This window comes from Mesorhizobium sp. M0145 (assembly GCF_040322355.1).
Classification (GTDB): Bacteria; Pseudomonadota; Alphaproteobacteria; order Rhizobiales; family Rhizobiaceae; genus Mesorhizobium.
The window spans coordinates 60,189-79,883 of sequence record NZ_JAMYTK010000015.1 but is presented as its reverse complement, the minus strand read 5'-3'; the positions used below and the strand labels follow the sequence as shown (position 1 = coordinate 79,883).

General features: G+C 62.2%; 22 protein-coding genes. 11 read left to right on the top strand and 11 right to left on the bottom strand.

Translation table 11 applies throughout. The features are described from left to right. Positions 1-247: 247 nt before the first annotated feature. The 3 genes from ldtR to NKJ28_RS21055 form a co-directional block, all read right to left on the bottom strand. Positions 248-763 carry a transcriptional regulator LdtR gene (ldtR, locus tag NKJ28_RS21065; RefSeq protein ID WP_023674486.1) on the bottom strand — a complete coding sequence of 172 codons (516 nt, stop codon included), beginning with the start codon at positions 761-763 and terminating at the stop codon, positions 248-250. A gap of 202 nt (positions 764-965) precedes the next feature. Continuing rightward, positions 966-1,388 (bottom strand): DUF6163 family protein, encoded by a 423-nt coding sequence (locus NKJ28_RS21060; protein ID WP_023674485.1) that lies wholly within the window; start codon positions 1,386-1,388, stop codon positions 966-968. After that, on the bottom strand, positions 1,385-2,428 hold the full coding sequence (locus NKJ28_RS21055; protein WP_023674484.1) for an enoyl-CoA hydratase/isomerase family protein: 1,044 nt from the start codon (positions 2,426-2,428) through the stop codon (positions 1,385-1,387). Before NKJ28_RS21055 ends, NKJ28_RS21060 begins: the two co-directional genes overlap by 4 nt. 145 nt (positions 2,429-2,573) lie before the next feature. On the opposite strand from NKJ28_RS21055, the gene NKJ28_RS21050 reads away from it, so the two are divergent. From NKJ28_RS21050 to NKJ28_RS21040, 3 genes are all read left to right on the top strand, one after another. Beyond that, entirely contained in the window at positions 2,574-3,398 is an 825-nt protein-coding gene (locus NKJ28_RS21050; RefSeq protein WP_352636855.1) for a DUF8605 domain-containing protein, read from the top strand. Between the two features lie 87 nt (positions 3,399-3,485). After that, positions 3,486-4,517, top strand: coding sequence for a porphobilinogen synthase (hemB, locus tag NKJ28_RS21045; RefSeq protein ID WP_352636854.1), 1,032 nt, complete (start codon positions 3,486-3,488; stop codon positions 4,515-4,517). Positions 4,518-4,917: 400 nt separating this feature from the next. Then, complete coding sequence (locus NKJ28_RS21040) at positions 4,918-5,565, top strand: dihydrofolate reductase family protein (protein ID WP_352571472.1); 648 nt, start codon at positions 4,918-4,920, stop codon at positions 5,563-5,565. Between the two features lie 49 nt (positions 5,566-5,614). Here NKJ28_RS21040 and ppk2 read toward each other — a convergent pair whose 3' ends face one another. Continuing rightward, on the bottom strand, positions 5,615-6,535 hold the full coding sequence (gene ppk2, locus NKJ28_RS21035) for a polyphosphate kinase 2 (RefSeq protein WP_352575879.1): 921 nt from the start codon (positions 6,533-6,535) through the stop codon (positions 5,615-5,617). Positions 6,536-6,815: 280 nt separating this feature from the next. On the opposite strand from ppk2, the gene NKJ28_RS21030 reads away from it, so the two are divergent. Further along, on the top strand, positions 6,816-7,859 hold the full coding sequence (locus NKJ28_RS21030; RefSeq protein ID WP_352449292.1) for an aldo/keto reductase: 1,044 nt from the start codon (positions 6,816-6,818) through the stop codon (positions 7,857-7,859). Positions 7,860-7,972: 113 nt separating this feature from the next. Beyond that, entirely contained in the window at positions 7,973-8,131 is a 159-nt protein-coding gene (locus NKJ28_RS21025) for a hypothetical protein (RefSeq protein WP_352449291.1), read from the top strand. Positions 8,132-8,182: 51 nt separating this feature from the next. On the opposite strand, the gene NKJ28_RS21020 is transcribed toward NKJ28_RS21025, so the two are convergent. After that, complete coding sequence (locus NKJ28_RS21020; RefSeq protein ID WP_023674477.1) at positions 8,183-8,440, bottom strand: DUF982 domain-containing protein; 258 nt, start codon at positions 8,438-8,440, stop codon at positions 8,183-8,185. 96 nt (positions 8,441-8,536) lie between these two features. Then, a complete protein-coding gene (locus NKJ28_RS21015) occupies positions 8,537-9,199 on the bottom strand; it encodes a GntR family transcriptional regulator (protein WP_352571474.1) in 663 nt (220 codons plus the stop codon). 197 nt (positions 9,200-9,396) lie between these two features. Here NKJ28_RS21015 and NKJ28_RS21010 point away from each other — a divergent pair, with 197 nt between their 5' ends. Continuing rightward, positions 9,397-10,656 (top strand): multidrug efflux MFS transporter, encoded by a 1,260-nt coding sequence (locus NKJ28_RS21010; RefSeq protein ID WP_352636852.1) that lies wholly within the window; start codon positions 9,397-9,399, stop codon positions 10,654-10,656. 53 nt (positions 10,657-10,709) lie between these two features. Further along, on the top strand, positions 10,710-11,081 hold the full coding sequence (locus tag NKJ28_RS21005) for a DUF423 domain-containing protein (RefSeq protein ID WP_023674474.1): 372 nt from the start codon (positions 10,710-10,712) through the stop codon (positions 11,079-11,081). 69 nt (positions 11,082-11,150) lie between these two features. Here the strand turns inward: NKJ28_RS21005 and NKJ28_RS21000 are convergent, their stop codons facing one another. Continuing rightward, positions 11,151-11,294: a hypothetical protein gene (locus NKJ28_RS21000; protein WP_023674473.1), complete on the bottom strand. Its 144-nt coding sequence runs from the start codon at positions 11,292-11,294 to the stop codon at positions 11,151-11,153. Positions 11,295-11,665: 371 nt separating this feature from the next. Here NKJ28_RS21000 and NKJ28_RS20995 point away from each other — a divergent pair, with 371 nt between their 5' ends. After that, entirely contained in the window at positions 11,666-12,745 is a 1,080-nt protein-coding gene (locus tag NKJ28_RS20995; protein WP_352636851.1) for a LacI family DNA-binding transcriptional regulator, read from the top strand. 22 nt (positions 12,746-12,767) lie between these two features. Here the strand turns inward: NKJ28_RS20995 and NKJ28_RS20990 are convergent, their stop codons facing one another. Next, positions 12,768-13,943, bottom strand: coding sequence for an OpgC family protein (locus tag NKJ28_RS20990; protein WP_352636850.1), 1,176 nt, complete (start codon positions 13,941-13,943; stop codon positions 12,768-12,770). Between the two features lie 215 nt (positions 13,944-14,158). Here NKJ28_RS20990 and NKJ28_RS20985 point away from each other — a divergent pair, with 215 nt between their 5' ends. Then, positions 14,159-14,815, top strand: coding sequence for an alpha/beta hydrolase (locus tag NKJ28_RS20985; RefSeq protein WP_023674469.1), 657 nt, complete (start codon positions 14,159-14,161; stop codon positions 14,813-14,815). A gap of 46 nt (positions 14,816-14,861) precedes the next feature. Here NKJ28_RS20985 and NKJ28_RS20980 read toward each other — a convergent pair whose 3' ends face one another. From NKJ28_RS20980 to sthA, 3 genes are all read right to left on the bottom strand, one after another. Next, on the bottom strand, positions 14,862-15,239 hold the full coding sequence (locus NKJ28_RS20980) for a VOC family protein (protein ID WP_352636849.1): 378 nt from the start codon (positions 15,237-15,239) through the stop codon (positions 14,862-14,864). A 72-nt stretch (positions 15,240-15,311) separates the two neighbouring features. Next, positions 15,312-16,520: an MFS transporter gene (locus NKJ28_RS20975; protein ID WP_352575868.1), complete on the bottom strand. Its 1,209-nt coding sequence runs from the start codon at positions 16,518-16,520 to the stop codon at positions 15,312-15,314. A gap of 149 nt (positions 16,521-16,669) precedes the next feature. After that, the gene (gene sthA, locus NKJ28_RS20970) at positions 16,670-18,058 is read right to left on the bottom strand and encodes a Si-specific NAD(P)(+) transhydrogenase (RefSeq protein ID WP_352636848.1); all 1,389 of its coding nucleotides are present in this window, start codon (positions 18,056-18,058) and stop codon (positions 16,670-16,672) included. A 212-nt stretch (positions 18,059-18,270) separates the two neighbouring features. Between sthA and NKJ28_RS20965 the strand changes: the two genes are divergently transcribed. Together NKJ28_RS20965 and NKJ28_RS20960 are read left to right on the top strand one after the other, a co-directional pair. Next, positions 18,271-18,741: an RDD family protein gene (locus NKJ28_RS20965; protein ID WP_023674465.1), complete on the top strand. Its 471-nt coding sequence runs from the start codon at positions 18,271-18,273 to the stop codon at positions 18,739-18,741. Positions 18,742-18,879: 138 nt separating this feature from the next. After that, positions 18,880-19,644 (top strand): arginyltransferase, encoded by a 765-nt coding sequence (locus NKJ28_RS20960; RefSeq protein ID WP_023674464.1) that lies wholly within the window; start codon positions 18,880-18,882, stop codon positions 19,642-19,644. Positions 19,645-19,695: the final 51 nt, after the last annotated feature.

Sequence of the window (19,695 nt, the reverse complement as noted above, 5' to 3'; positions counted from 1 at the left end):
CCCGCATCACTTCGGTGTAAAAACACAGGGGAAGTGACTTGGGCACAGGACAAATGCACGGCTTTGGCCCCAGCATCACCCGCATCTTCGGTTCCATTGGAATATGGCGGCAACGTGGCTGTTGCTCGAATTTGGATCGGCCGGCCTGACGAAACGGCAAGACCGGTGCTTTTCGGCACCGGCCTTTGGTCGACTCCGCGGCAGCACTTCCGTAGTCCAGCTTCAGATCTTGATGCGGCGGATGCGATTACATCCGGTAGGCGATGGTATCGTTCCAGAACCGATCCAGGCGCTGCAGGGCGCGGTTCATCTGCTTGAACTCTTCCGTGTTGATGCCGCCAACCTGCTCGATCGAACCGACATGGCGCTCGTAGAGGCCGGCGACGACTTCCGCCACCTCATTGCCCTTCGGCGTCAGCGAAACCCGCACCGAACGGCGGTCGATGCGCGAGCGCTGGTGGTTGATGAAGCCGAGATCGACCAGCTTCTTCAGATTGTAGGAGACATTCGAGCCGAGATAATAGCCGCGCGAGCGCAGTTCGCCGGCGGTCAGCTCCGAATTGCCGATGTTGAACAGGAGCAGCGCCTGGATGGCGTTGATGTCGGAGCGACCGTTGCGGTCGAATTCGTCCTTGATCACGTCAAGCAGACGGCGATGCAGCCGCTCGACCAGCTGCAGCGATTCCATGTACAGCGAACGGATCGCCTCGCGGCGGTCATCGGATACGTTGGCGGTCTTCGCCGCCGGACGCGAATTGATCATTGTCTTTGCCTCTCGTTTGTCGCCCGGTGATTTTTTGTTCTTCACCTTGATCGCGACACTATCGAATACTCATAAAATTCGACTTAAACGCCAAGGCTAACAAGAGCTTACCGGTAAGGGGTTTCGAAAGAGGCTTAACGGACGGTCACCCCAGCAAGGATAATTAACCTAAAGATTTAGCCAACGATCCTGGCCGGAATTGCTATCGCCGGGGTTGCCGCTTCTGGATCCAGATCACCACGCGGAACACTATGTAGAGCAGCGCCACCGCAAGGTGCGAGGCGACGATCAGCGGCCGGTGGCCGAACAGCTCGGGGAAGCCGGCATACATGACGCACTCGGTCACCGCGCAGATGAACCAGATCACCGGCCCCCAGGACGCCAGCATCCAGAGGCCGGCGGCAGCGAACGGAAAAAACACCGCCAGCACCACCGCCGCCACCTGCCAGTGCACCGGCATCAGGTCGAAGCGCCACAACGGGCCGGGGTAAAAGCCGATCAGCCGGATCCAGTACAAGATGCCGAACAGCAGACAGTAGCCGGCGATGACGCGCTGGAACCAGGCGAAGATGACCTCGATCGTCGAGGGCTGCAGCACCACGCGTCTCGAGGCGACCTCGCTCACAGCTTCAGTTCCCGTTCGCCGAGCGGTGCGAAATAGGCGTCGACGTTGGCGGCGCTGACGTCATCGATGCCTGCCGGCCGCCATTGCGGCGTCGAGCCTTTATCGATGATGGCGGCGCGGATACCTTCATAGAAGTCGTGCCCGGCAAGCATGCGGTTGAGGATACGGAACTCCATTTTCATGCACTCGTCCATCGACAACGTCTGCCCGGCGCTGATCTGGCGCCATGCAACATGCAAGCTGGTCGGTGAACGTGTGCGGATGGTGGCCAGCGTCTTTGCCGCGAACTCGTCGGCAGCGGCTGCCCGCTCCAGGCTAGCGACGATATCGGCCAGCGACGGCTGCGCGAAATGCCGGGCGATGGCTTCCAGCGTCGGCCTGTCGGTCTCGCGCCTGGCCGGGACGAAGCAGCCGCGCAGCACCGATTCCGGGTCGCCGCTTTCCGCCAGACGGTCGAGGAAGCCGGCCTGGCCCTCCGCCTTGATCGTATGGGTGGCTAGGCCCGACCACAAAGCATCGCCATAGCGGATGCGGTTGCCGGTCAGCGCCAGATACATGCCGAAGCTGCCGCCGAGATCCGGCAACAGATGGCTGGCGCCGACATCCGGGAAAAAGCCGATGCCGACCTCGGGCATGGCAAACTGGGCGTTCTCGGTCAGCACTCGCTGCGAGCCATGGAAGGAGATACCTACGCCGCCGCCCATGACGATGCCGTCGATCACCGCGACATAGGGTTTCTTGAAGCGGGCGATGCGGGCATTCAGCCGGTATTCATCGGCGAAGAAATCGACCGGAGGCCTTCCTGCGCGGCCGGCTTCGTAGATGTGGAGGATGTCGCCGCCCGCCGAAAATGCCCTGCCCTCGGCCTTGACGACGACAACGTCGACGCCGTCGTCGCGCTCCCAACTGCGCAGCGCCTTGTCCAGCGCCTTGACCATGCGGTGGGTTACGGCATTGAGCGCCTGCGGCCGCGTCAGCGTGACGACGCCGGCCCTGCCCAATCTTTCGAAGCGAATCTCGTCGCCTCCGCCAAAATCCATCGCCAGAGAATCCCTCCCCGCGCCCGCCGGGAGTGAAGTGCTAAAGCGTGGCGCATGGCCGCGTCAATGGCGGCGCCCAATCCGCTGCATGGTCGTCGGCGTCACCCAGTGCTAATGCTGGCGCTTTGAACCGGAAGGTTGAACCATGCCTTGGTTGCCGCGCCTTGCTGTTGTGGTGGTCGGCCTGATCGCTGCGAACACTCCTCCCGTATCGGCCGAAACCGTCGACGAGCTCTATCAATCGCAGACCATCGTCACCGGCCAGGGCGAGGTCAACAGGCAGATCGGTTTCAAGGCCTGCCTCGATGCGGTGCTGGTTCGTGTGTCCGGCGATCAGCGGCTGCCGAAGAAAACTGAGATGGCGGCGCTGCGCGACAAGGCCGGCAGCTTCGTTGCCGAATTCCGCTATCGCGACCGTCTCGAAGGCATTCCAATCCATGACGAACAAGGCACGCATGACCGGCCGCATGATCTCACTTGTCTGTACAGGCCTGACGTTATCGATCCGGTGCTTGCCACGCTCGGCAGCAAACCATGGCTTGGCGAGCGGCCACGCCTGGCAATTTTCCTGGCGGCGGAGCAAGGCACAAGGCAGTTCGCGCTGACCGCCGACGATGAGCGCGGGGCGGCGATGCGCGAATCCTTCGTCAATGCCACCGGTCCGCTGGTCATGCGGATTGTGTTTCCCGAAGCGTCGCTGCTGTCGGCCTCGAAGCTTGACGACCAGGCCCTGCGCCATGCCGATATCACGACGCTGGACCAGCTTGCCAGGAAGGCCGGAGCCGACCAGGCGCTCGCCGGCAGTATCGTCTGGAGCGACAAGGAACTGGGCTGGATAGCCGACTGGCGGCTTGCCTTGAATGGCAAGAGCTACAATTGGCAAGTGCGCGGCGTCAGCTTCGACGAGGCATTCCGCGTCGCCATGCGGGGTGCTGCGCAGATCCTGTCGGGCAATGGCCAACCAGAATAGCGCCCGACAGGACCGCTGGCACAATCGTGTCGCATTGGTCAGCAGCGCAGGCTCGTGGTAAAAGCCGCCCGATCCGGAGTTTTTGCGATGAACAAATTCACCCCTGCAAAGCCTGCCGGCGCGCGCAGCGTCGACGAGATCACCGGCAGCCGGCGGCTGCGGCGCATGCGCAAGGCCGATTGGTCGCGCCGCCTTGTCCAGGAGAACCGGCTGTCGGTCGACGATCTGATATGGCCGATCTTTGTCGTCGACGGCAGACAATTGCGCGAACCGATCGCCGCCATGCCCGGCGTGTTCCGCCTGTCGCTCGACCTCGCCGTCAAGGAGGCTGAGCGAGCGGCCAAACTTGGCATTCCGGCGATCGCCACTTTCCCCAATGTCGAGCTCGGCCTGCGCGATCAGACCGGTTCGCATATCCTCGATCCGGAAAACATCATCAACCGTGCCACCCGCGCCATCAAGCACGCGGTGCCGGAGATCGGCATCATCACCGACGCCGCGCTTGACCCTTTCACCTCGCATGGCCATGACGGCATCTTGCGCGAGGGCATTATCGTCAATGATGAAACGGTGGAGCAGGTGACGGCGGCGGCAGTCATCCAGGCGGCGGCGGGGGCCGACATCATTGCCCCCTCGGACATGATGGACGGCCGGATCGGTGCCATCCGCGATGCGCTCGACGCCAATGGATTTCAGGATGTGGCGATCATGTCCTATGCGACCAAGTTCGCATCCGCCTTTTACGGCCCCTATCGTGAGGCGGTCGGCACCGCCGGCCTGCTCAAGGGCGACAAGAAGACCTATTACATCGACCACGCCAATTCCGACGAAGCGGTGCGCGAGGCCGAGCAGGATCTCGCCGAGGGCGCCGACATGCTGATGGTCAAGCCCGGCCTGCCCTATCTCGACATCATCCGGCGGCTCAAGGACGAGTTGCAGATGCCGACCTTCGCCTATCAGGTCTCGGGCGAATATTCGATGATCAAGGCCGCCGCCGCCAATGGCTGGATCGATGGCGAAAAGGCGATGCTGGAATCGCTGCTCGCCTTCAAGCGCGCCGGCTGCGACGGGATTCTCACCTACTTTGCGCCCGAAGTGGCGGCGATGCTCAAGGGGTGATGCGCCTTTGTAGCGTCTACATCGAGTAGTGTTCGTTCGTCCAAAGCGCGACATGGAACGCCGCAGGACATCGCTTCAAGTTTACGCTGCCCCTCGTTGCCCTGCCGGGCATTTCTCGCCGTAAAGTGGCAGGGAGAAAGACGCGTTCGTAAAAGATTTCACCAATCTCCAGCGTTGCAAAAATATCGACGTTGCGGCCAGCCCCTTCTCCCCGTCACTATACAGGGAGAAGCTGCCGGCAGGCGGATGACGGGCGGCGCCGACATTGAGATTAGTTATTCCAACATGATTTGGAAGCGATTGCCCCGCCGGCGATTCAAAATACCGCTTGCAACATGCAATCAGTTAAGCTACCCCGATAACTGCTTGCATCTCACAATTGGTTATCGAGGAGGCTCTCATGTCCAAACTTCGCGTCAGCGCTTTCACCTTGTCGATCGACGGCTTCGGCGCCGGTCCCGACCAAGACCTGAAGAACCCGCTGGGTGTTGGCGGGGAAGCCCTGCACGAATGGATGTTCGGCACCCGCACCTTCCGCAAGATGGTCCTCGGCAAGGATGGCGGGACCACGGACACTGACGAGGCGTTCGCCGCGCGCAGCTTCAAAAATATCGGCGCGTGGATCCTGGGCCGCAACATGTTTGGGCCGATCCGCGGCGAATGGCCGGATGACAGCTGGAAAGGCTGGTGGGGTGACAACCCGCCCTACCATGTGCCGGTCTTCGTGCTCACGCACCATCCACGTGATCCCATTGTCATGGAGGGCGGCACGACCTTCTATTTCGTGACCGACGGCATCCACTCAGCGCTGGAGAAGGCGAAAGCAGTGGTTGACGGCAAGGATGTACGGCTGGGCGGTGGCGTTTCTACGATCCGGCAATATCTCAAGGAAAAGCTCATCGACGAAATGCATCTGGCGATCTCACCGGTCCTGCTAGGCGCCGGCGAGAGCCTTTTTGCCGGCATCGACATGCCCAAGCTCGGCTATCGCTGCAGCGAGCAGGTCGCGACGCCGAAGGCCACGCATGTCATCATCGAGCGCACCTAGCTTGTTGCAGGGCGCCGCCATGGAGGCGCCGCCTTCCTCGCCGCTTTAGTCAGTACTTCTCCGGCACATACAGTTCGCGCGGCAGTACCTGGCGCTCGTATTCGGGATTGAAGACGCGCTCCGGCAGTGTGATCTCTTCGTGCGGCACCTCCTCATAGGGCATCTGCTTGAGGAGATGGTCGATGCAGTTCAGCCGTGCCCGCTTCTTGTCGTTGCCCTCGACGATGAACCACGGGGCTTCCGGGATATTGGTGCGGGCGAACGTTTCTTCCTTGGCCTTGGTGTACTGCTCCCAGCGCACGCGCGACTGGAGGTCCATCGGCGACAGTTTCCATTGCTTCATCGGGTCATGGATGCGCATCAAAAAGCGCATCTGCTGCTCCTCGTCAGTGATCGAAAACCAGTATTTGACAAGCGTAATGCCTGAGCGGACCAGCATGCGTTCGAAATCCGGAACGTCGCGGAAGAACTCCTCGACCTGATCCGGCTGGGCAAAGCCCATTACCCGCTCGACGCCCGAGCGGTTGTACCAGGAGCGGTCGAACAGCACGATCTCGCCGCCGGCCGGCAGATGCGGAACGTAGCGCTGGAAATACCATTGCGACTTCTCGCGCTCGGTCGGCGCCGGAAGTGCTGCGACGCGGCAGATGCGCGGATTAAGCCTCTGGGTGATGCGCTTGATAACACCACCCTTGCCCGCCGAGTCGCGGCCCTCGAAGACCACGACGAGCTTCTTCTTGTGATAGGCGACCCAGGATTGTAGCTTGATCAATTCGGATTGCAGCGTGATGAGATTGCGAAAATACTGCAGGCGGTCGATCGATGGCGGATGCGCATTCTTGTAGATCTTGGCGATCTCCATCGACAGCGCCGGCTCCGAGATTTCCAGCTCATAATCTTCGTCGAGCGTGTCGGCGAGTTCCGCTTCCAGCCAGTCCCTGGCCGGGGAATTCTGTTTTATCTCGGTCATTTGCGCTGCTCCGCTTACAGGCCTTGCCGGCCGCTGTCAGGCGCTCTGCCGCCCGGCCCGGCGGCCGGAAATCGAAGCGCTGGACCGATGTTAGTATAGGCCGGCAATGACGGTTTTATTGCAGCCACTACTGCGCCGGCTGTGCGTTCAATCCGCAAGATGTGATCGAGCTTGCCCTGCGGGGCGGGCGACAAGCGGAACGAATTATCCTACAAATGCCCGGTTCACTGAGGGGCTGTCGTTTGCAACGCCCTTTCCCGATAAATCGTGAGGATACGACATGGAATACCGCACTCTCGGCCGTTCCGGGCTGAAGGTTTCGACCCTGACCATGGGCACCATGACATTCGGCGGCGGCGGCGCGTTTTCGGCGGTTGGCAAGACCGACCTCGACGAGGCGCGTCGGATGATCGACCTTTGCATCGATGCCGGCGTCAATGTCATCGACACCGCCAACGTCTATTCGAACGGGGTGTCGGAAGAGATCATCGGCGAGGCGCTCGGCGGCAAGCGCAAGGGCGACGTGTTGATCGCCTCCAAGGCGCGCATGCGGATCGGCAAAGGCCCCAATGATGAAGGCCTGTCGCGCTACCATCTGATCCGCGAATGCGAGAGGAGCCTGAAGCGCCTCAGGACCGATGTCATCGACATCTATTTCCTGCACGAGTGGGATGGCCTGACACCGCTTGAGGAAACCATCGCCGCGCTCGACACGCTGGTCGCGCAGGGTAAGGTCCGTTATGTCGGCTGCTCCAATTATTCCGGCTGGCAAGTTATGAAGGGGCTGGGGATCAGCGACCGTCATCACCAGCCACGCTTCGTCACCCAGCAGATCCATTACACGCTGGAAGCGCGCGAGGCCGAGTACGAATTGTTGCCGATCTCGGTCGACCAAGGGCTCGGCGTGCTGGTCTGGAGCCCGCTTGCCGGCGGGTTGCTGTCCGGCAAATACCACCGTGACCAGCCGACCGCCCGCCAGCTCAGCGGCTGGTCGGAACCGCCGATCCGCGACGAGGACCGGCTGTGGCGGATCGTCGACGTGCTGATCGATATCGGCAAGAACCACGGTGTGTCGGCAGCGCAAGTGGCGCTTGCCTGGCTACTCGGCCGGCCCGCTGTCAGTTCGCTGGTGATCGGCGGACGAACCGAAGCGCATTTCAAAGACAATATCGCCGCTGCAAGCCTTGTGCTTGCCGATGAGGAGCGCACACGGCTCGACGTGGTCAGCAGGCCGCCCGTGCTCTATCCCTACTGGCACCAGCAATTCACGGCAAAGGACCGGTTCGGGCCGGCCGATCTCGTCCTCGACCGCGACGGCGCCTGAAAAGCCGGGCTCTCCGGACTGCGCCGAGATATGGAGCCCGATCGTGCCTTGCGGTGTTGTGTTTGCGGTCCAATGCTCCTAGGCAAAGGCCAAGCACAATGAAAGGAAACGATATGGCACGAGCACCGAACTACGGTCAGGAACGCAAGGAACGCGACCGGCAGAAGGCTGCCAAGAAGGCGGAAAAGCAGGCTGCCAAGGTCGCAGCCAAGGAGCGATCGAAGCCCGAGGGCGAGAGCGAGTCCCAAACCAAAACCGAAACGACCGAGTGATGACGCCCGGCCTGTCAGGCGGTCCGGGCCTCGGTCAAATCCCGCTATGCCTCAGGCGGGCGCCTTGTCGCTGACGAAGACGTTCACTTCACGCGCGGCGGCAATAAAGGCCCGTCTTGCGTTCATGGCCGGCTTGTCGCCGGCCAGCGCATCATGACAGGCTTGCAACGCTTCGCGATGCTTGGGGCTGCGCTTGCCGGGCCAATTGTTGAGGAGGTAGTCGGAAGCCTCGCGGGCCGTACGCAAGAGCTGATTGCTTCCCGCCGCGCCCTTGACGGTCACGGGTGTGTCAAATCGGTTGTTTTCCATCGCTGCTCTTACGCCATCGGCATTTGCGAAGCGAGACCGAAAGTAGCATTCTTCGCTCATCTGCTCTTTTCGTGATCAATGGCAGCCGATCCTCACTCAAGCGACGACGGCAAATCCCCGGGCGCGCAGGCCGCGCCGGTCGTTGCGCAGCGAGGTCACCAGCCGGTCGCGGCTGCCGATGATATGGGCCGAAAGCAGGCGGGCGGCGCTATCGGCATCGCCGGCCCGCACCGCCGACAGAATGGCATGGTGTTCGGCCCAGGCACGGCCGAGCGCTGCCTCGTCGCGAACCTCGAGCCAGCGGGCGCGCGACAGGCGTGTCATCACGTCGCGAACCGCTCTGAACAGGAACTCGTTGCCGGATAGACGCGCCAACTCGATATGAAAATCCCTGCCGACGCGATGCCATTCCTCGCGCGGCGTCTTGTCGTCGCAAGAATCGAGCATCGCCTCGATGATTTCGACGGCACTTCTGTCCTGCAAGGTGCAAGTTAGTCTGAGTGCCGCGACCTCGACCGCCTCGCGATAGACGGCGATCTGCTCGAGTTCAGCAAGATTGATGGGCGAGACCGTCCAGCCGCGGCCGTCGCGGCAGATCAGGCCTTCAGTCTCGAGCCGCAGCAATGCCGCCCTGACCGGCGTGCGCGATGCACCGAAGCGGCTTTCGACCCAGCGCTCCGTCAGCCGCTCGCCGGGACCGATCTCGAGCCCGAGGATCATCTCGCGAAGCTGCTTTTCGACGTTCTGCATCTGCGACATTGGCGTTCCGTTCAGGTCATTTGTTCCGGCAATCGGGTCACTGGCCGGCGTTGGCCGATCACGCCGGCCTTTGTCGATCATGTTTGAGAGGCCCGCATTGACAGCGACGGGGCTTGCGTTCATGACAGATACCAGTTTGGTATCCCAAATTGGTATCCGTAGCAAGTTTCATGCAAGCTGGCCGGACAGGACATGACATGCCGCAAGACGCCGCCCTCGCCATGCAAGGCACGCACAACGTCCACTGGCGCCGCAATCTCGCCGTGTGTTTTGCCGGCTCGTTCAGCACGCTTGTAGCGATGACGCTGCTGTTGCCCTTCCTGCCGCTTTACGTCGAGCAGCTGGGCGCCGAGGGCCATGCGGCGATCGTGCAGTGGTCGGGCATCGCCTACGGCGCCACCTTCCTTGCTGCCGCGCTGGTCGCGCCCCTGTGGGGGCGGCTAGGCGACCGCTACGGCCGCAAACTGATGCTGGTGCGAGCCAGTTTCGGCATGGCGCTGTGTATGTCGCTGACCGGCATGGTGCAGACCGTCTGGCAATTGGTGCTCTTGCGCCTGCTGATCGGCTTTGCCGGCGGCTATTCTTCGGGCTCGACCATCCTGGTTGCCATGCAGACGCCGAAGGATCGCTCCGGCTGGGCGCTGGGCGTGCTGTCGGCCGGAATCACGGCCGGTGCCCTGGTCGGTCCGCTGCTTGGCGGCGCGCTGCCGCCGCTGATTGGCATCCGCGCCACATTCCTGCTCGCCGGCGGCGTCATTTTCCTGGCTTTTCTGGCAACCACCTTGCTGATCAAGGAGGCCCCTCGCCCGGTTGCCGCCAAGGCCGCGTCAGAAGAAAAAGTGAAAGACGGCTGGTCGCAGATTCCCGACAAGCGCCCCGTCGTCGCCATGCTGGCGACCGGCATGCTGTTGAGTTTCGCCACCATGTCGATCGAGCCGATCATCACCGTCTATGTCCAGCAGCTCATCGAAGATCAGAGCCAGGTCACGCTGGTCTCCGGCATCGTCATGTCCGCGGCAGCGCTAGGCGCCATCCTGTCGGCGTCGCGGCTCGGCAAGCTCGCCGACCGTATCGGCCACTGGAACGTCATCGTTGCCGCACTCGCCGTCTCGGCGCTGCTGCTGATCCCGCAGGCCTTCGTTACCCAGGGCTGGCAGCTCGTCGGCCTGCGTTTCCTGATGGGCCTGGCGCTTGGCGGTCTTTTGCCCTGCATCACCAGCGTCATCCGCCACAATGTGCCCGACGGGGTCGGCGGCAACGTGCTGGGCTTGTCGATCTCGGCGCAATATGTCGGGCAGGTCGCCGGACCGTTGCTCGGCGCCTTCGCCGGCGGCCATTTCGGTATGCGCTCGGTGTTTCTCGGCACATCCATTCTGATGGCGGGCGGAGCGGCCTATAACTGGCTGGTCCAGTCGCGCCGCGAACGCGACATGCTGGCGGAAGCCGGCAAATCCTGACACGGTTCGCGGCACTATCTCAGGCGGTCGCCAGGAATCACGGAGGCGTGGAAATGAGCACGGATGAACACGCGGCAGGCGGCCGCATTCTGGTTCTTGCCGGCGGCCTATGCGGCGCAACCGGCGTGGCGCTTTCGGCGGCGGCGGCACATCTCGGCGGCGCTTTCGTCGGTACGGCCGCATCCTTCCTGCTCTTGCATGCGCCGGTCTTCCTTACCGTCGGGCTGCTCGGTGGCAATAGCATCCTGCGAACCGGAAGCCTCATCCTTCTCGTCGGGCTTCTGCTATTCTCGGGAGATCTTTTGGCCCGCGACTTCCTTGGCTCGCGGCTGTTCCCGATGTCGGCGCCGATCGGCGGCACGTTGCTCATCGGCGGCTGGCTGATGATGGCCGCCTCGGCGCTGGTGCGCCCGCGCCGCCATTGATGCGGCAACCAATGGCCGCCGCTGCTCCTTCGCCAGCCGCCCTCGATCCACGAGCTCTGTCTTGCCAGCTCAGTCTCGCGGACGTTCGGGCCGGACTTGGCCATCGCTGTTGGTCGTCTTGACTACACGCCGCCGCTCCGGCCGTTCGGTGGCCGGCGAGATGCCCCAATAATTGCGATAGATGTCTTCGAACAGATGCTTGATCGGGTGCATGGTTTAATCTCCTCTAGTTTTTTGACTCGATCCAATCAGCGGGCACAAAAATAGGCCACCGATCAGCTCCGCTTGCGTCCTACGAGGAAACCCAGGTCGCGAATCCACGGACCGGTCCTGTCTCGCCGCTTCCGGGCCTCCGCGCTCGAACGGATGCTCCAGTCGTTCCGGTAAATGTCCTCGAACAGATAATTGACGGGGTGCATGGCGCTCTCCTATTGTATCGATCCAATCTGGGGGCGAAAAACGCTCTTGGATCGATTCAAAAAATACGCATCGCACCACGAATGTCAAGCAAAAATTTGAATCGATCCAACGAAGGTGTTAGGTAGTCGGCGATACTGTTGGACCGGAGTCCCGGAGACAAACAAATGGCATCACTCACCGAAGGCAGGAGGCCCATCCGGCTGGCGGACATCGCCAAAGCCGCGGGCGTATCACACGGAACTGCCTCCAATGTCTTCAGCCGTCCCGAAATCGTACGCGAGGAAGTCCGCGAGCGGGTCAAGGCGGCGGCCGACGCGCTGGGCTACGCCGGCCCCGATCCAAAGGGCCGCCTGTTGCGCGCCGGCAAGGTCAATGCGATCGGCGTCGCCACAACCGAGCCGCTGTCCTATTTTTTCGACGACCCCTTTGCGCGCGTGATGATGGCCGGCATCTCGGAGGCATGCGACGCCACCGGCGCGGGAATAGCCCTCGTGTCGGCCGGCAACGAGGAAAAACTTGCCTGGAATATCCAGAGCGCCCTGGTCGACGGCTTCATCCTGTTCTGCATCGAGGGCGGTCCGCGCCTCGTCGAGCTGACGCGCGAACGCAAGCTCCCCTTCGTCGCGCTCGAGCTCGGCTCGCAGGACGCCACGGTCTCCGCGATCGGCGTCGACAATGTTGCCGGCGGCCGGCTCGCGGCGCGCCATCTGGCGGAACTTGGACACCGCCGCTTCGCCGTGCTGTCGCTGGCCTTCGCCGACGACAGCACCGGACTTGTCTCGCCCGAGCAGGTCCGGACCGCAGTCTATACAGGAACCCGTGACCGCCTCCTCGGCTATCTCGAAGAGCTTTCCCGGTTCGGCGTCGATACCGCCAAGGTGCCGGTCTACGAGACTGAAAACGATGAGGCCAGCACAAAGGCTGGTCTCGAAACCCTCTTCGCCTCGGCGGAACCGCCGACCGCCATCCTGGCGATGTCGGACCGGGTCGCGATGGAAGCATTGGAATGGCTCAGCGCGCGGGGCATCGCGGTTCCTCGCGATGTTTCCGTCGTCGGCTTCGACGGCGTGCCTGAAGCCGCAATTTGCGAGCCTCCGCTCACCACCATCGCCCAGCCGATCGCCGAGATCGGCCGCCGGGCAGCGCGAAGAATCCTCGACTTCGACGGCACGGTGCGGCGAGAAACGCTCGATGTCGAACTTATCGTCAGGGCGTCGTCCGGGCCGCCGCCAGGCACAGGTTGACTGGGCAGATCGGCTCCAAATCTTATCGATTGGCCGCCATCGGACCGATGCCAAAGGATGGACGGACCGGTGACGCCTCGTTGCGGACCGGCTTGCCCTTGCCGGACCAGCCGATAGCGGACAGCCATTCCAGATAGAAGGCGAGCGCGAACTGCATGGCGATGCCGGCGGCGAGCAGCAGACTGTCATAGGCAAAGCCGCCCGGGTTGACCAGCTTCATCACCTGCGCCGCCATGGCAATCACCGTGCCGGCAATGAAAACCGGCAGCGAGCGTTTGCCCAATATGGCGAGCGGATTGTCGCGGCCGGTGCGGAACAGGTTCGAGACGAAAGGCAAGGCGACGACCAGATAGCTCATCGCCAGGATGTGCAGCAGCCGCGGCAACGACAGGAACGTCTTGTCGAAACCGGTCAGCACCACCGGCAGGTCGAGCCACGACACATGCCCCCACAGCGGGCTGTGCACCCAGACGAGCGCCGTCAGCACATAGGCGGCGGCCGCGCCGACCAGCCAGCGATTGGCCGGGATGGTGCCGCCGCGCCGCACATGCAACACGCTGGCCATGCCGATATTGAACAGCAATTGCCATGACAGCGGATTGAGGAACCAGAAGCCGGGCTCCGGGTAGTTCGGCGGCGCGATCTGGTAGATTCCGGCAATCAGCCAAAGGGCTGCGGATACTGCGAGCGCCGCCAGTGGCCGGTAGCTGATGAACAGCAGGAAGACCGGAGCCATCAACAGCAGCGCCGCATAGACCGGCAGTATGTTGTTGTAACCGAGCTGATGGCCGAGCGTGACGATGCCGACCAGGACTTGTGGCGGGTTCCTGACGAGCGGCTCGATGTTGATCAGCGTCAGAAGATCCGGCCGTTTCGCAAACACCGCCGCCGCGCAGAAGATAGCCATGACCACCATCGTCGTGACGATGTGGGTGACATAGAGCACACCGGCGCGGCGCCACATTTTCAGTGTTGCAATCAGCCGGTTTCCCGGCTGGAACTTAGTGCCGTAGGCGAGAGCGACGGACATGCCGGAGATCAGCACGAAGGCCTCGGCCGCATCCGAAAACCCGAAATTCTTGTAGGTCAGGGTTTCGAAAACGGTGCCAGGCACGTGGTCGACGAATATGGTCAGGAGGGCGAGAGCCCGGAACACATCAATACGCGTATCGCGTTCCGGCGAAACTGGCATGGTCATCGATAAAAGGCCTTAAAGCTGGTTGTTCATGCCCGGCATGCGATCCCTCGGGCGACCACCCGGCGCACACTGCTTCGATCCCCCCGCGGGGATTATATCGGCAAAGAAACGGACTGAAATGCGCCCGGTTCAATCAACTTTCGCGGAGCTTGAAAATATTCCGTTTTGAAGCCGGCAAATTAACGAAAGTAACGCGGAATCAAAAGGATGTGACTATGGCCGAGCAAAGCCTCGAAGACGGTATTTTGCAGGAGAATTCAGGCTTTTTCTACCGGCTCCATCGATCCGCCAATTTACCCGGTGACTGGCTGTTCCTGTTGCATGGATCGGGTGTCGACGAGACGACCTTGCTGCCGCTTGGTCGGCAAATCGCGCCGCATGCGGCGCTGGTTACGGTCCGTGGCCGCATCCCTCAGGAGGACGGTTTCCGCTGGTTCACGCGAATCACCCCGACGCGATTCGAGCAGGCAAGTATCCGCGCGGAGGCAGATGCGTTTGCAAGCTTCGTCGCCGGCGTCGCGAAGCGCCACAGCCTCGATCTCCGCCGCGCGACCTTTCTCGGCTATTCGAACGGCGCCAATCTGGTTTCAAGCGTCATGCCGCTGCATCCGGGCCTCATCGAGCGCGCTGCATTGCTGCGCCCCATGCCGGTGCTCGACGAGGTGCCGCCGGCCGACCTGTCGAAGGCGCGGGCTCTGATCGTCGCCGGCGCCGCCGACCTGACCTACGCGCCTTTCGCCCCCGTGTTGGCCGCTCTACTGAGCTCGCATGGCGCCAAGGTCGAGACCCACACCATTGCCTCCGGCCATGAAATCGGCGACGCGGATGCTGAAATCGTCAGGCAGTGGCTGGCGGGGTCAGGCAACCGCTGAACGAGCGGATTGAGCGCACGCACAACGCGGGCCCGACCATCGAATGTCAGTGTGCGGCGGGCTGGAATAGCTCGATCGCATTGCCGGACGGGTCTTCGAGCAGGGTCTGCGAGCCGCCGACGCCGTTGATGATATCGTTGCGGAAGGCGAGCCCGGCGCCCTTCAGGCGCGCAACCTCTTGCTTCAGATCCGGCACCACCAGCAGGATGCGGTTCCACCCTCCCGGCACCGGCCGGCGGCCATCCGGCATCGCCCGTGCGCCCGAGCTCTCCGGCCCGCTCAGCAGAAGCCGCAGATCGCCGCGCGTGACCGAGCAGAAAGCCGGCCGCGCATCCCGTTCAATGGCAAAGCCCAGATGCTTCACGTAGAAATCGATGGAAGCGGCGACATCGTCGACAATATAGCGAACACTGACGGGCGTCATGACCGGGGACCTTTCAGTTTGAGTAGAACGTTTTATTAAAGGCTGCTCATCATCGGCAACGCCCCGGCAGCACTACGACGCCGCCGACACACTATGACCGTCGGTTCGCCAGGGGATCAGGGCAAGCAGACCAGCACTGCCGACCACGGCGAAGACAGCGCCGTAGATGAACACCGCCTCATGGCTTACACGATCCCAGAGCTGTCCGGCGACAACGCTTGCCGCGAGTTCCAGCAGGCCGACCGTGGTGCTGTACCAGCCGATGCCGCTGGCACGCAGCTCTTGCGGCACGAAGTCCGAGGCGAATGCCTTGCCGACTGAGCGGAAGATGCCTTGATAGAACCCGTAGAAGGCAAAAAGCAGCCCGATCAGATAGATGTTCCGGGTCAAGACGAAGCCGAGATAGGCGATCAGGAAGATGACGAAGGACGACAGTAACACGCCCTTGCGGCCGAAGCGGTCCGATAGAAAGCCGGCCGGGTAGGAAATCAGCGCCGCAACGAGATTGAAGCCTGCATAGATAAGAATGGTTGCCTCCAAAGAGGCACCGATATCCTGTGTTTGCAGAATCAGAAACGCATTGCTCGAATTGCCGATGCCGAAGAGAGCTGTCACCAAGAGATAGGTCCAATAGGCTTTGGGAAACTGCCGCAGATTGATGTCGATCTTGGCCTTTGCGGCTACGGCCAGTGGCTGCTCGTGCACCAACACCACCATGAGGAAGGCGAGGAGACCGGGAATGAGCGCGAGATAGAAGATCCAGCGGATATCGACTTTGAGCGCGATGAGAAGCAGCACCGCGAGCAGTGGCCCCAGAAACGCTCCCAGATTGTCGCCAATGCCTTCTAGGCCGAATGCTTTGCCTCGGTGCTCGTCGGCCACGGACGAAGCAAGGAGCGCGTCGCGCGGAGCGGACCGGAAACCTGCACCGAGCCGATCCACAAACCGCGCGCCCAGGACCATCGGCCACACTGTGGCCACGCCGATCAGCGGTTTGGCGATAGAGGCCAGAAAATAGCCAATGAGGGCTATCGGTTTCCGCTTCTGAAGCCTGTCCGAGAGCCAGCCCGAAAAACCTTGCACGATGTTCTGCGTCGCCTGGGCGATTCCGTCGACCAGACCGACGACGCTCCCGCTTGCGTGCAGGGTCTGGGTTAGGAAGATCGGCAGGATCGGATAAAGCATCTCGGTCGAAATGTCGGCAAACAGGCTCGCCAGCGCCAGAAGCACCGTATTTCGGGAAATCCAGGCGAAGGTTTTCCTTGGCGCTGGCCCAGTCATTGCTTTGCCCTGTTCGGCAATCCGTTTGGCTGAAACGCAACGGCTACCATGTCGGTTGCAATGCGCCACTGCTGAGTGTCCTGCCCCCATCCCGAAGGTCCGCGCAGCAAAACCGATGCCCAAGCGGTCCTTCGATTCGGGATCATGGTCTACGCCCGCCCCATGCGGTTCCAGGCGTCCAGCCCGGCGATCTTGTAGGCTTCGGCCAGCGTCGGATAGTTGAAGGTGTTGTTGACGAAGAAGTCGACGGTGCCGCCGAGATTGATGACCGCCTGGCCAATGTGGATGAGTTCGGTCGCGCCCTCGCCGACAATATGGGCGCCGAGCAGACGGCGTGTTTCGATCGAGAACAGAAGCTTCAGGAAGCCGGTGTTGACGCCCATGATGTGGCCGCGCGATGTCTCGCGAAACCGCGCCACGCCGACCTCGTAGGCGGCACCACTCTCACGCACCTGCTCCTCGGATTGCCCGACCGTGGAGATTTCCGGCACGGCGTAGATGCCATAGGGAAAGGTTTCGGGCGGCGGCGGCAAGGGCACGCCGAAGGCATGGCAGGCGGCCACCCTGCCCTGCTCCATCGAGGTCGAGGCCAGGCTCGGAAAGCCGATAACATCGCCGGCGGCATAGATGTTGGACGCGCTGGTCTGGAAGGTCTGCGGATCGACCTTGATGCGGCCTCTGGAATCGGACTCGATGCCGACCGTTTCCAAGCCCAGGCTGCCGACATTGCCGGTACGCCCTGCGGCGTAAAGCACGATCTCGGACCGTATGGTGCGGCCGTCGGCCAGCGTCACCTCGGCATAGTCGGGTTTGGAGGCGATCTCCTTGACGGCACTGCCCAATCGGATGGTCATGCCGCGGTCGCGCATCTGATGGATGAAGTCGTCGACGATCTCGCGGTCGACAAAATCCAACATCGTATTGCGCGGCTCGACCAGCGTCACCGGCACGTCGAGCGCCGAAAAGATCGTCGCATACTCGACACCGATAACACCGGCGCCGATCACCGTCAGCGTGCGCGGCAGGCGATCGAGCTCCAGCATCTCATCACTGTCGAAAATCCGTGTTTTGTCGAACGGCACGTCGTGCGGCCGGTGCGGCCGGGTGCCGACCGCGATCAGCGCATGGGAGAAGCCAGCCTCGCTGTAGTCGCCGGTGTCGGTGGTCAGGCTGACCTTGTTGGCGCCGAGGAATTTTGCCGCGGCGCGCGCGCTCTTGACCGTGTTGCGCATGAACTGATGCTGCAGCACCTCGACCTCATGGTCGAGCGTCTTGTGCAGGCGCTCGACCAGATCGCCGACCGAAATGTCCTGCTTGACGCGGTAGCCGCGTCCATAAAAGCCGCGCTCACGCCAGCCGGAGAGGTTGAGCACCGTCTCGCGCAACGTCTTCGACGGTATGGTGCCGGTATGCACCGACACGCCGCCGAGACGCCGGCCTCTGTCGACCACCAGCACCGACTTGCCGAGCTTGGCCGACTGCACCGCGGCGCGGCGCCCGGATGGGCCGCTGCCGATGACCAGCATGTCGTAGTCCATGTCGCCCCGTCCCCTCGGCTCGGCGCGCTTTGTTGCGCCGCAGCAAACTAACGCTATCCGCGCCGTGAATTCAACAAGTCAGACGGCCCCAGGCACTCCGTCACCATCTACACGGCGGCGAAAGGCTCGATCTTGATTCCGCCGCGAACCTTCACCATTTCACCAAGAAGCGGCCCCGTGCATTAACCCGGGTTCGATTACGAGGAAATGACATGAACGCTCGCGTTCTCGACGGCGAAATCATCACCAGCAGGCTCGAAGATGTCCGCGCCTATGAGGGCGTGCGCACGCGGCGCATTCTCGCCTTTGTCATCGATTATTTCATCGTCGCGCTGCTCACCATTCCATTCGCGATCCTGGTGTTCCTGTTCGGGCTGTTGACGCTCGGCCTCGGCTGGATGCTGTTTTCCATTCTCGTGCCGGCCGTCGCCATCCTCTACATCTGGAACACGCTCGGCAGTAAAGACCAGGCCACCACCGGCATGAAGATGATGGGCATCCGGCTCGACCGGCTCGACGGCAGCCGCATCGACGGGCTGACCGCCGTCGTGCATTCGGTGCTGTTTTGGGCCGGCAATGTCATCCTTTCGCCGCTGGTCCTGCTGGTGAGCCTGTTTTCCGACCGCAAGCGCACGCTGCACGACCTGCTGCTCGGCACCGTCGTCAGCCGCAGCGGCCGCTGAGCAGACTTTTGAAGCGCGGCCGCAGCCTTTGCGCACAAATGTGAAGACGTCCAATCAACCAGGCTTTCACAATCCTGTTGAATTTTTCGGCGTCCGCGCCAAAGGTAGAGCGATTCGCAGGAGTGTTTCCAAGGCTCGATGACGCAGCACCCGACCCAGTCGCCGCAGTTCTTTCTGACCGCGCCCTCGCCATGTCCCTATCTCGAGGGCCAGTTCGAGCGCAAGGTGTTCACACACCTGGTCGGCGACAAGGCCCCCGAGATGAACGATCTGTTGACGCAGGGCGGTTTCAGGCGGTCGCAGAACATCGCCTACAGGCCGGCCTGCGAGACCTGCCGCGCCTGTGTGTCGGTGCGCATCCTGGCGCAGGAATTCACCGCCAGCCGCAACTTGAAACGGGTCATACAGCATAATTCGGATCTGGTCGGCGCCATGCACGACGCCGAACCCTCCACCGAACAGTATTCGCTGTTCCGCAGCTATCTCGACGCCCGCCACCGCCGTGGCGGCATGTCAGACATGACCGTGCTCGACTACGCCATGATGGTCGAGGATACCCATGTCGACACCAAGGTCATCGAATACCGTCGCCGCGGACCTGACAGCTTCATCACCGGCAAGGGCCAGGGCGAGCTGATCGCCGTGGCGCTCACCGACAAGATGGCCGATGGCCTGTCGATGGTCTATTCCTACTTCAATCCGGACTTCGAGGACCGTTCGCTCGGCACCTTCATGATCCTCGACCACATCGCCCGCGCCAGGGCGATGGGCCTGCCCCATGTCTACCTGGGTTACTGGGTCAACGGCTCGCGCAAGATGAATTATAAGATGCGCTTCCAGCCGCAGGAGCATCTCGGCCCGAAAGGCTGGGAACGCTACAATCACGAAGCGGTTTTGCGCTGATCTTCGCTTTCGGTATTCACTCTTAAATTGTTTCGAGGAGGATGCCGCTGG

Bases quoted from the DNA above. Each gene is read 5' to 3' on its own strand.
- ldtR (WP_023674486.1), bottom strand. From the start codon at position 763: ATGATCAATTCGCGTCCGGCGGCGAAGACCGCCAACGTATCCGATGAC.
- NKJ28_RS21055 (WP_023674484.1), bottom strand. From the start codon at position 2,428: ATGGATTTTGGCGGAGGCGACGAGATTCGCTTCGAAAGATTGGGCAGG.
- NKJ28_RS21050 (WP_352636855.1), top strand. From the start codon at position 2,574: ATGCCTTGGTTGCCGCGCCTTGCTGTTGTGGTGGTCGGCCTGATCGCT.
- hemB (WP_352636854.1), top strand. From the start codon at position 3,486: ATGAACAAATTCACCCCTGCAAAGCCTGCCGGCGCGCGCAGCGTCGAC.
- NKJ28_RS21040 (WP_352571472.1), top strand. From the start codon at position 4,918: ATGTCCAAACTTCGCGTCAGCGCTTTCACCTTGTCGATCGACGGCTTC.
- ppk2 (WP_352575879.1), bottom strand. From the start codon at position 6,535: ATGACCGAGATAAAACAGAATTCCCCGGCCAGGGACTGGCTGGAAGCG.
- NKJ28_RS21030 (WP_352449292.1), top strand. From the start codon at position 6,816: ATGGAATACCGCACTCTCGGCCGTTCCGGGCTGAAGGTTTCGACCCTG.
- NKJ28_RS21025 (WP_352449291.1), top strand. From the start codon at position 7,973: ATGGCACGAGCACCGAACTACGGTCAGGAACGCAAGGAACGCGACCGG.
- NKJ28_RS21020 (WP_023674477.1), bottom strand. From the start codon at position 8,440: ATGGAAAACAACCGATTTGACACACCCGTGACCGTCAAGGGCGCGGCG.
- NKJ28_RS21015 (WP_352571474.1), bottom strand. From the start codon at position 9,199: ATGTCGCAGATGCAGAACGTCGAAAAGCAGCTTCGCGAGATGATCCTC.
- NKJ28_RS21010 (WP_352636852.1), top strand. From the start codon at position 9,397: ATGCCGCAAGACGCCGCCCTCGCCATGCAAGGCACGCACAACGTCCAC.
- NKJ28_RS21005 (WP_023674474.1), top strand. From the start codon at position 10,710: ATGAGCACGGATGAACACGCGGCAGGCGGCCGCATTCTGGTTCTTGCC.
- NKJ28_RS21000 (WP_023674473.1), bottom strand. From the start codon at position 11,294: ATGCACCCGATCAAGCATCTGTTCGAAGACATCTATCGCAATTATTGG.
- NKJ28_RS20995 (WP_352636851.1), top strand. From the start codon at position 11,666: ATGGCATCACTCACCGAAGGCAGGAGGCCCATCCGGCTGGCGGACATC.
- NKJ28_RS20990 (WP_352636850.1), bottom strand. From the start codon at position 13,943: ATGACCATGCCAGTTTCGCCGGAACGCGATACGCGTATTGATGTGTTC.
- NKJ28_RS20985 (WP_023674469.1), top strand. From the start codon at position 14,159: ATGGCCGAGCAAAGCCTCGAAGACGGTATTTTGCAGGAGAATTCAGGC.
- NKJ28_RS20980 (WP_352636849.1), bottom strand. From the start codon at position 15,239: ATGACGCCCGTCAGTGTTCGCTATATTGTCGACGATGTCGCCGCTTCC.
- NKJ28_RS20975 (WP_352575868.1), bottom strand. From the start codon at position 16,520: ATGACTGGGCCAGCGCCAAGGAAAACCTTCGCCTGGATTTCCCGAAAT.
- sthA (WP_352636848.1), bottom strand. From the start codon at position 18,058: ATGGACTACGACATGCTGGTCATCGGCAGCGGCCCATCCGGGCGCCGC.
- NKJ28_RS20965 (WP_023674465.1), top strand. From the start codon at position 18,271: ATGAACGCTCGCGTTCTCGACGGCGAAATCATCACCAGCAGGCTCGAA.
- NKJ28_RS20960 (WP_023674464.1), top strand. From the start codon at position 18,880: ATGACGCAGCACCCGACCCAGTCGCCGCAGTTCTTTCTGACCGCGCCC.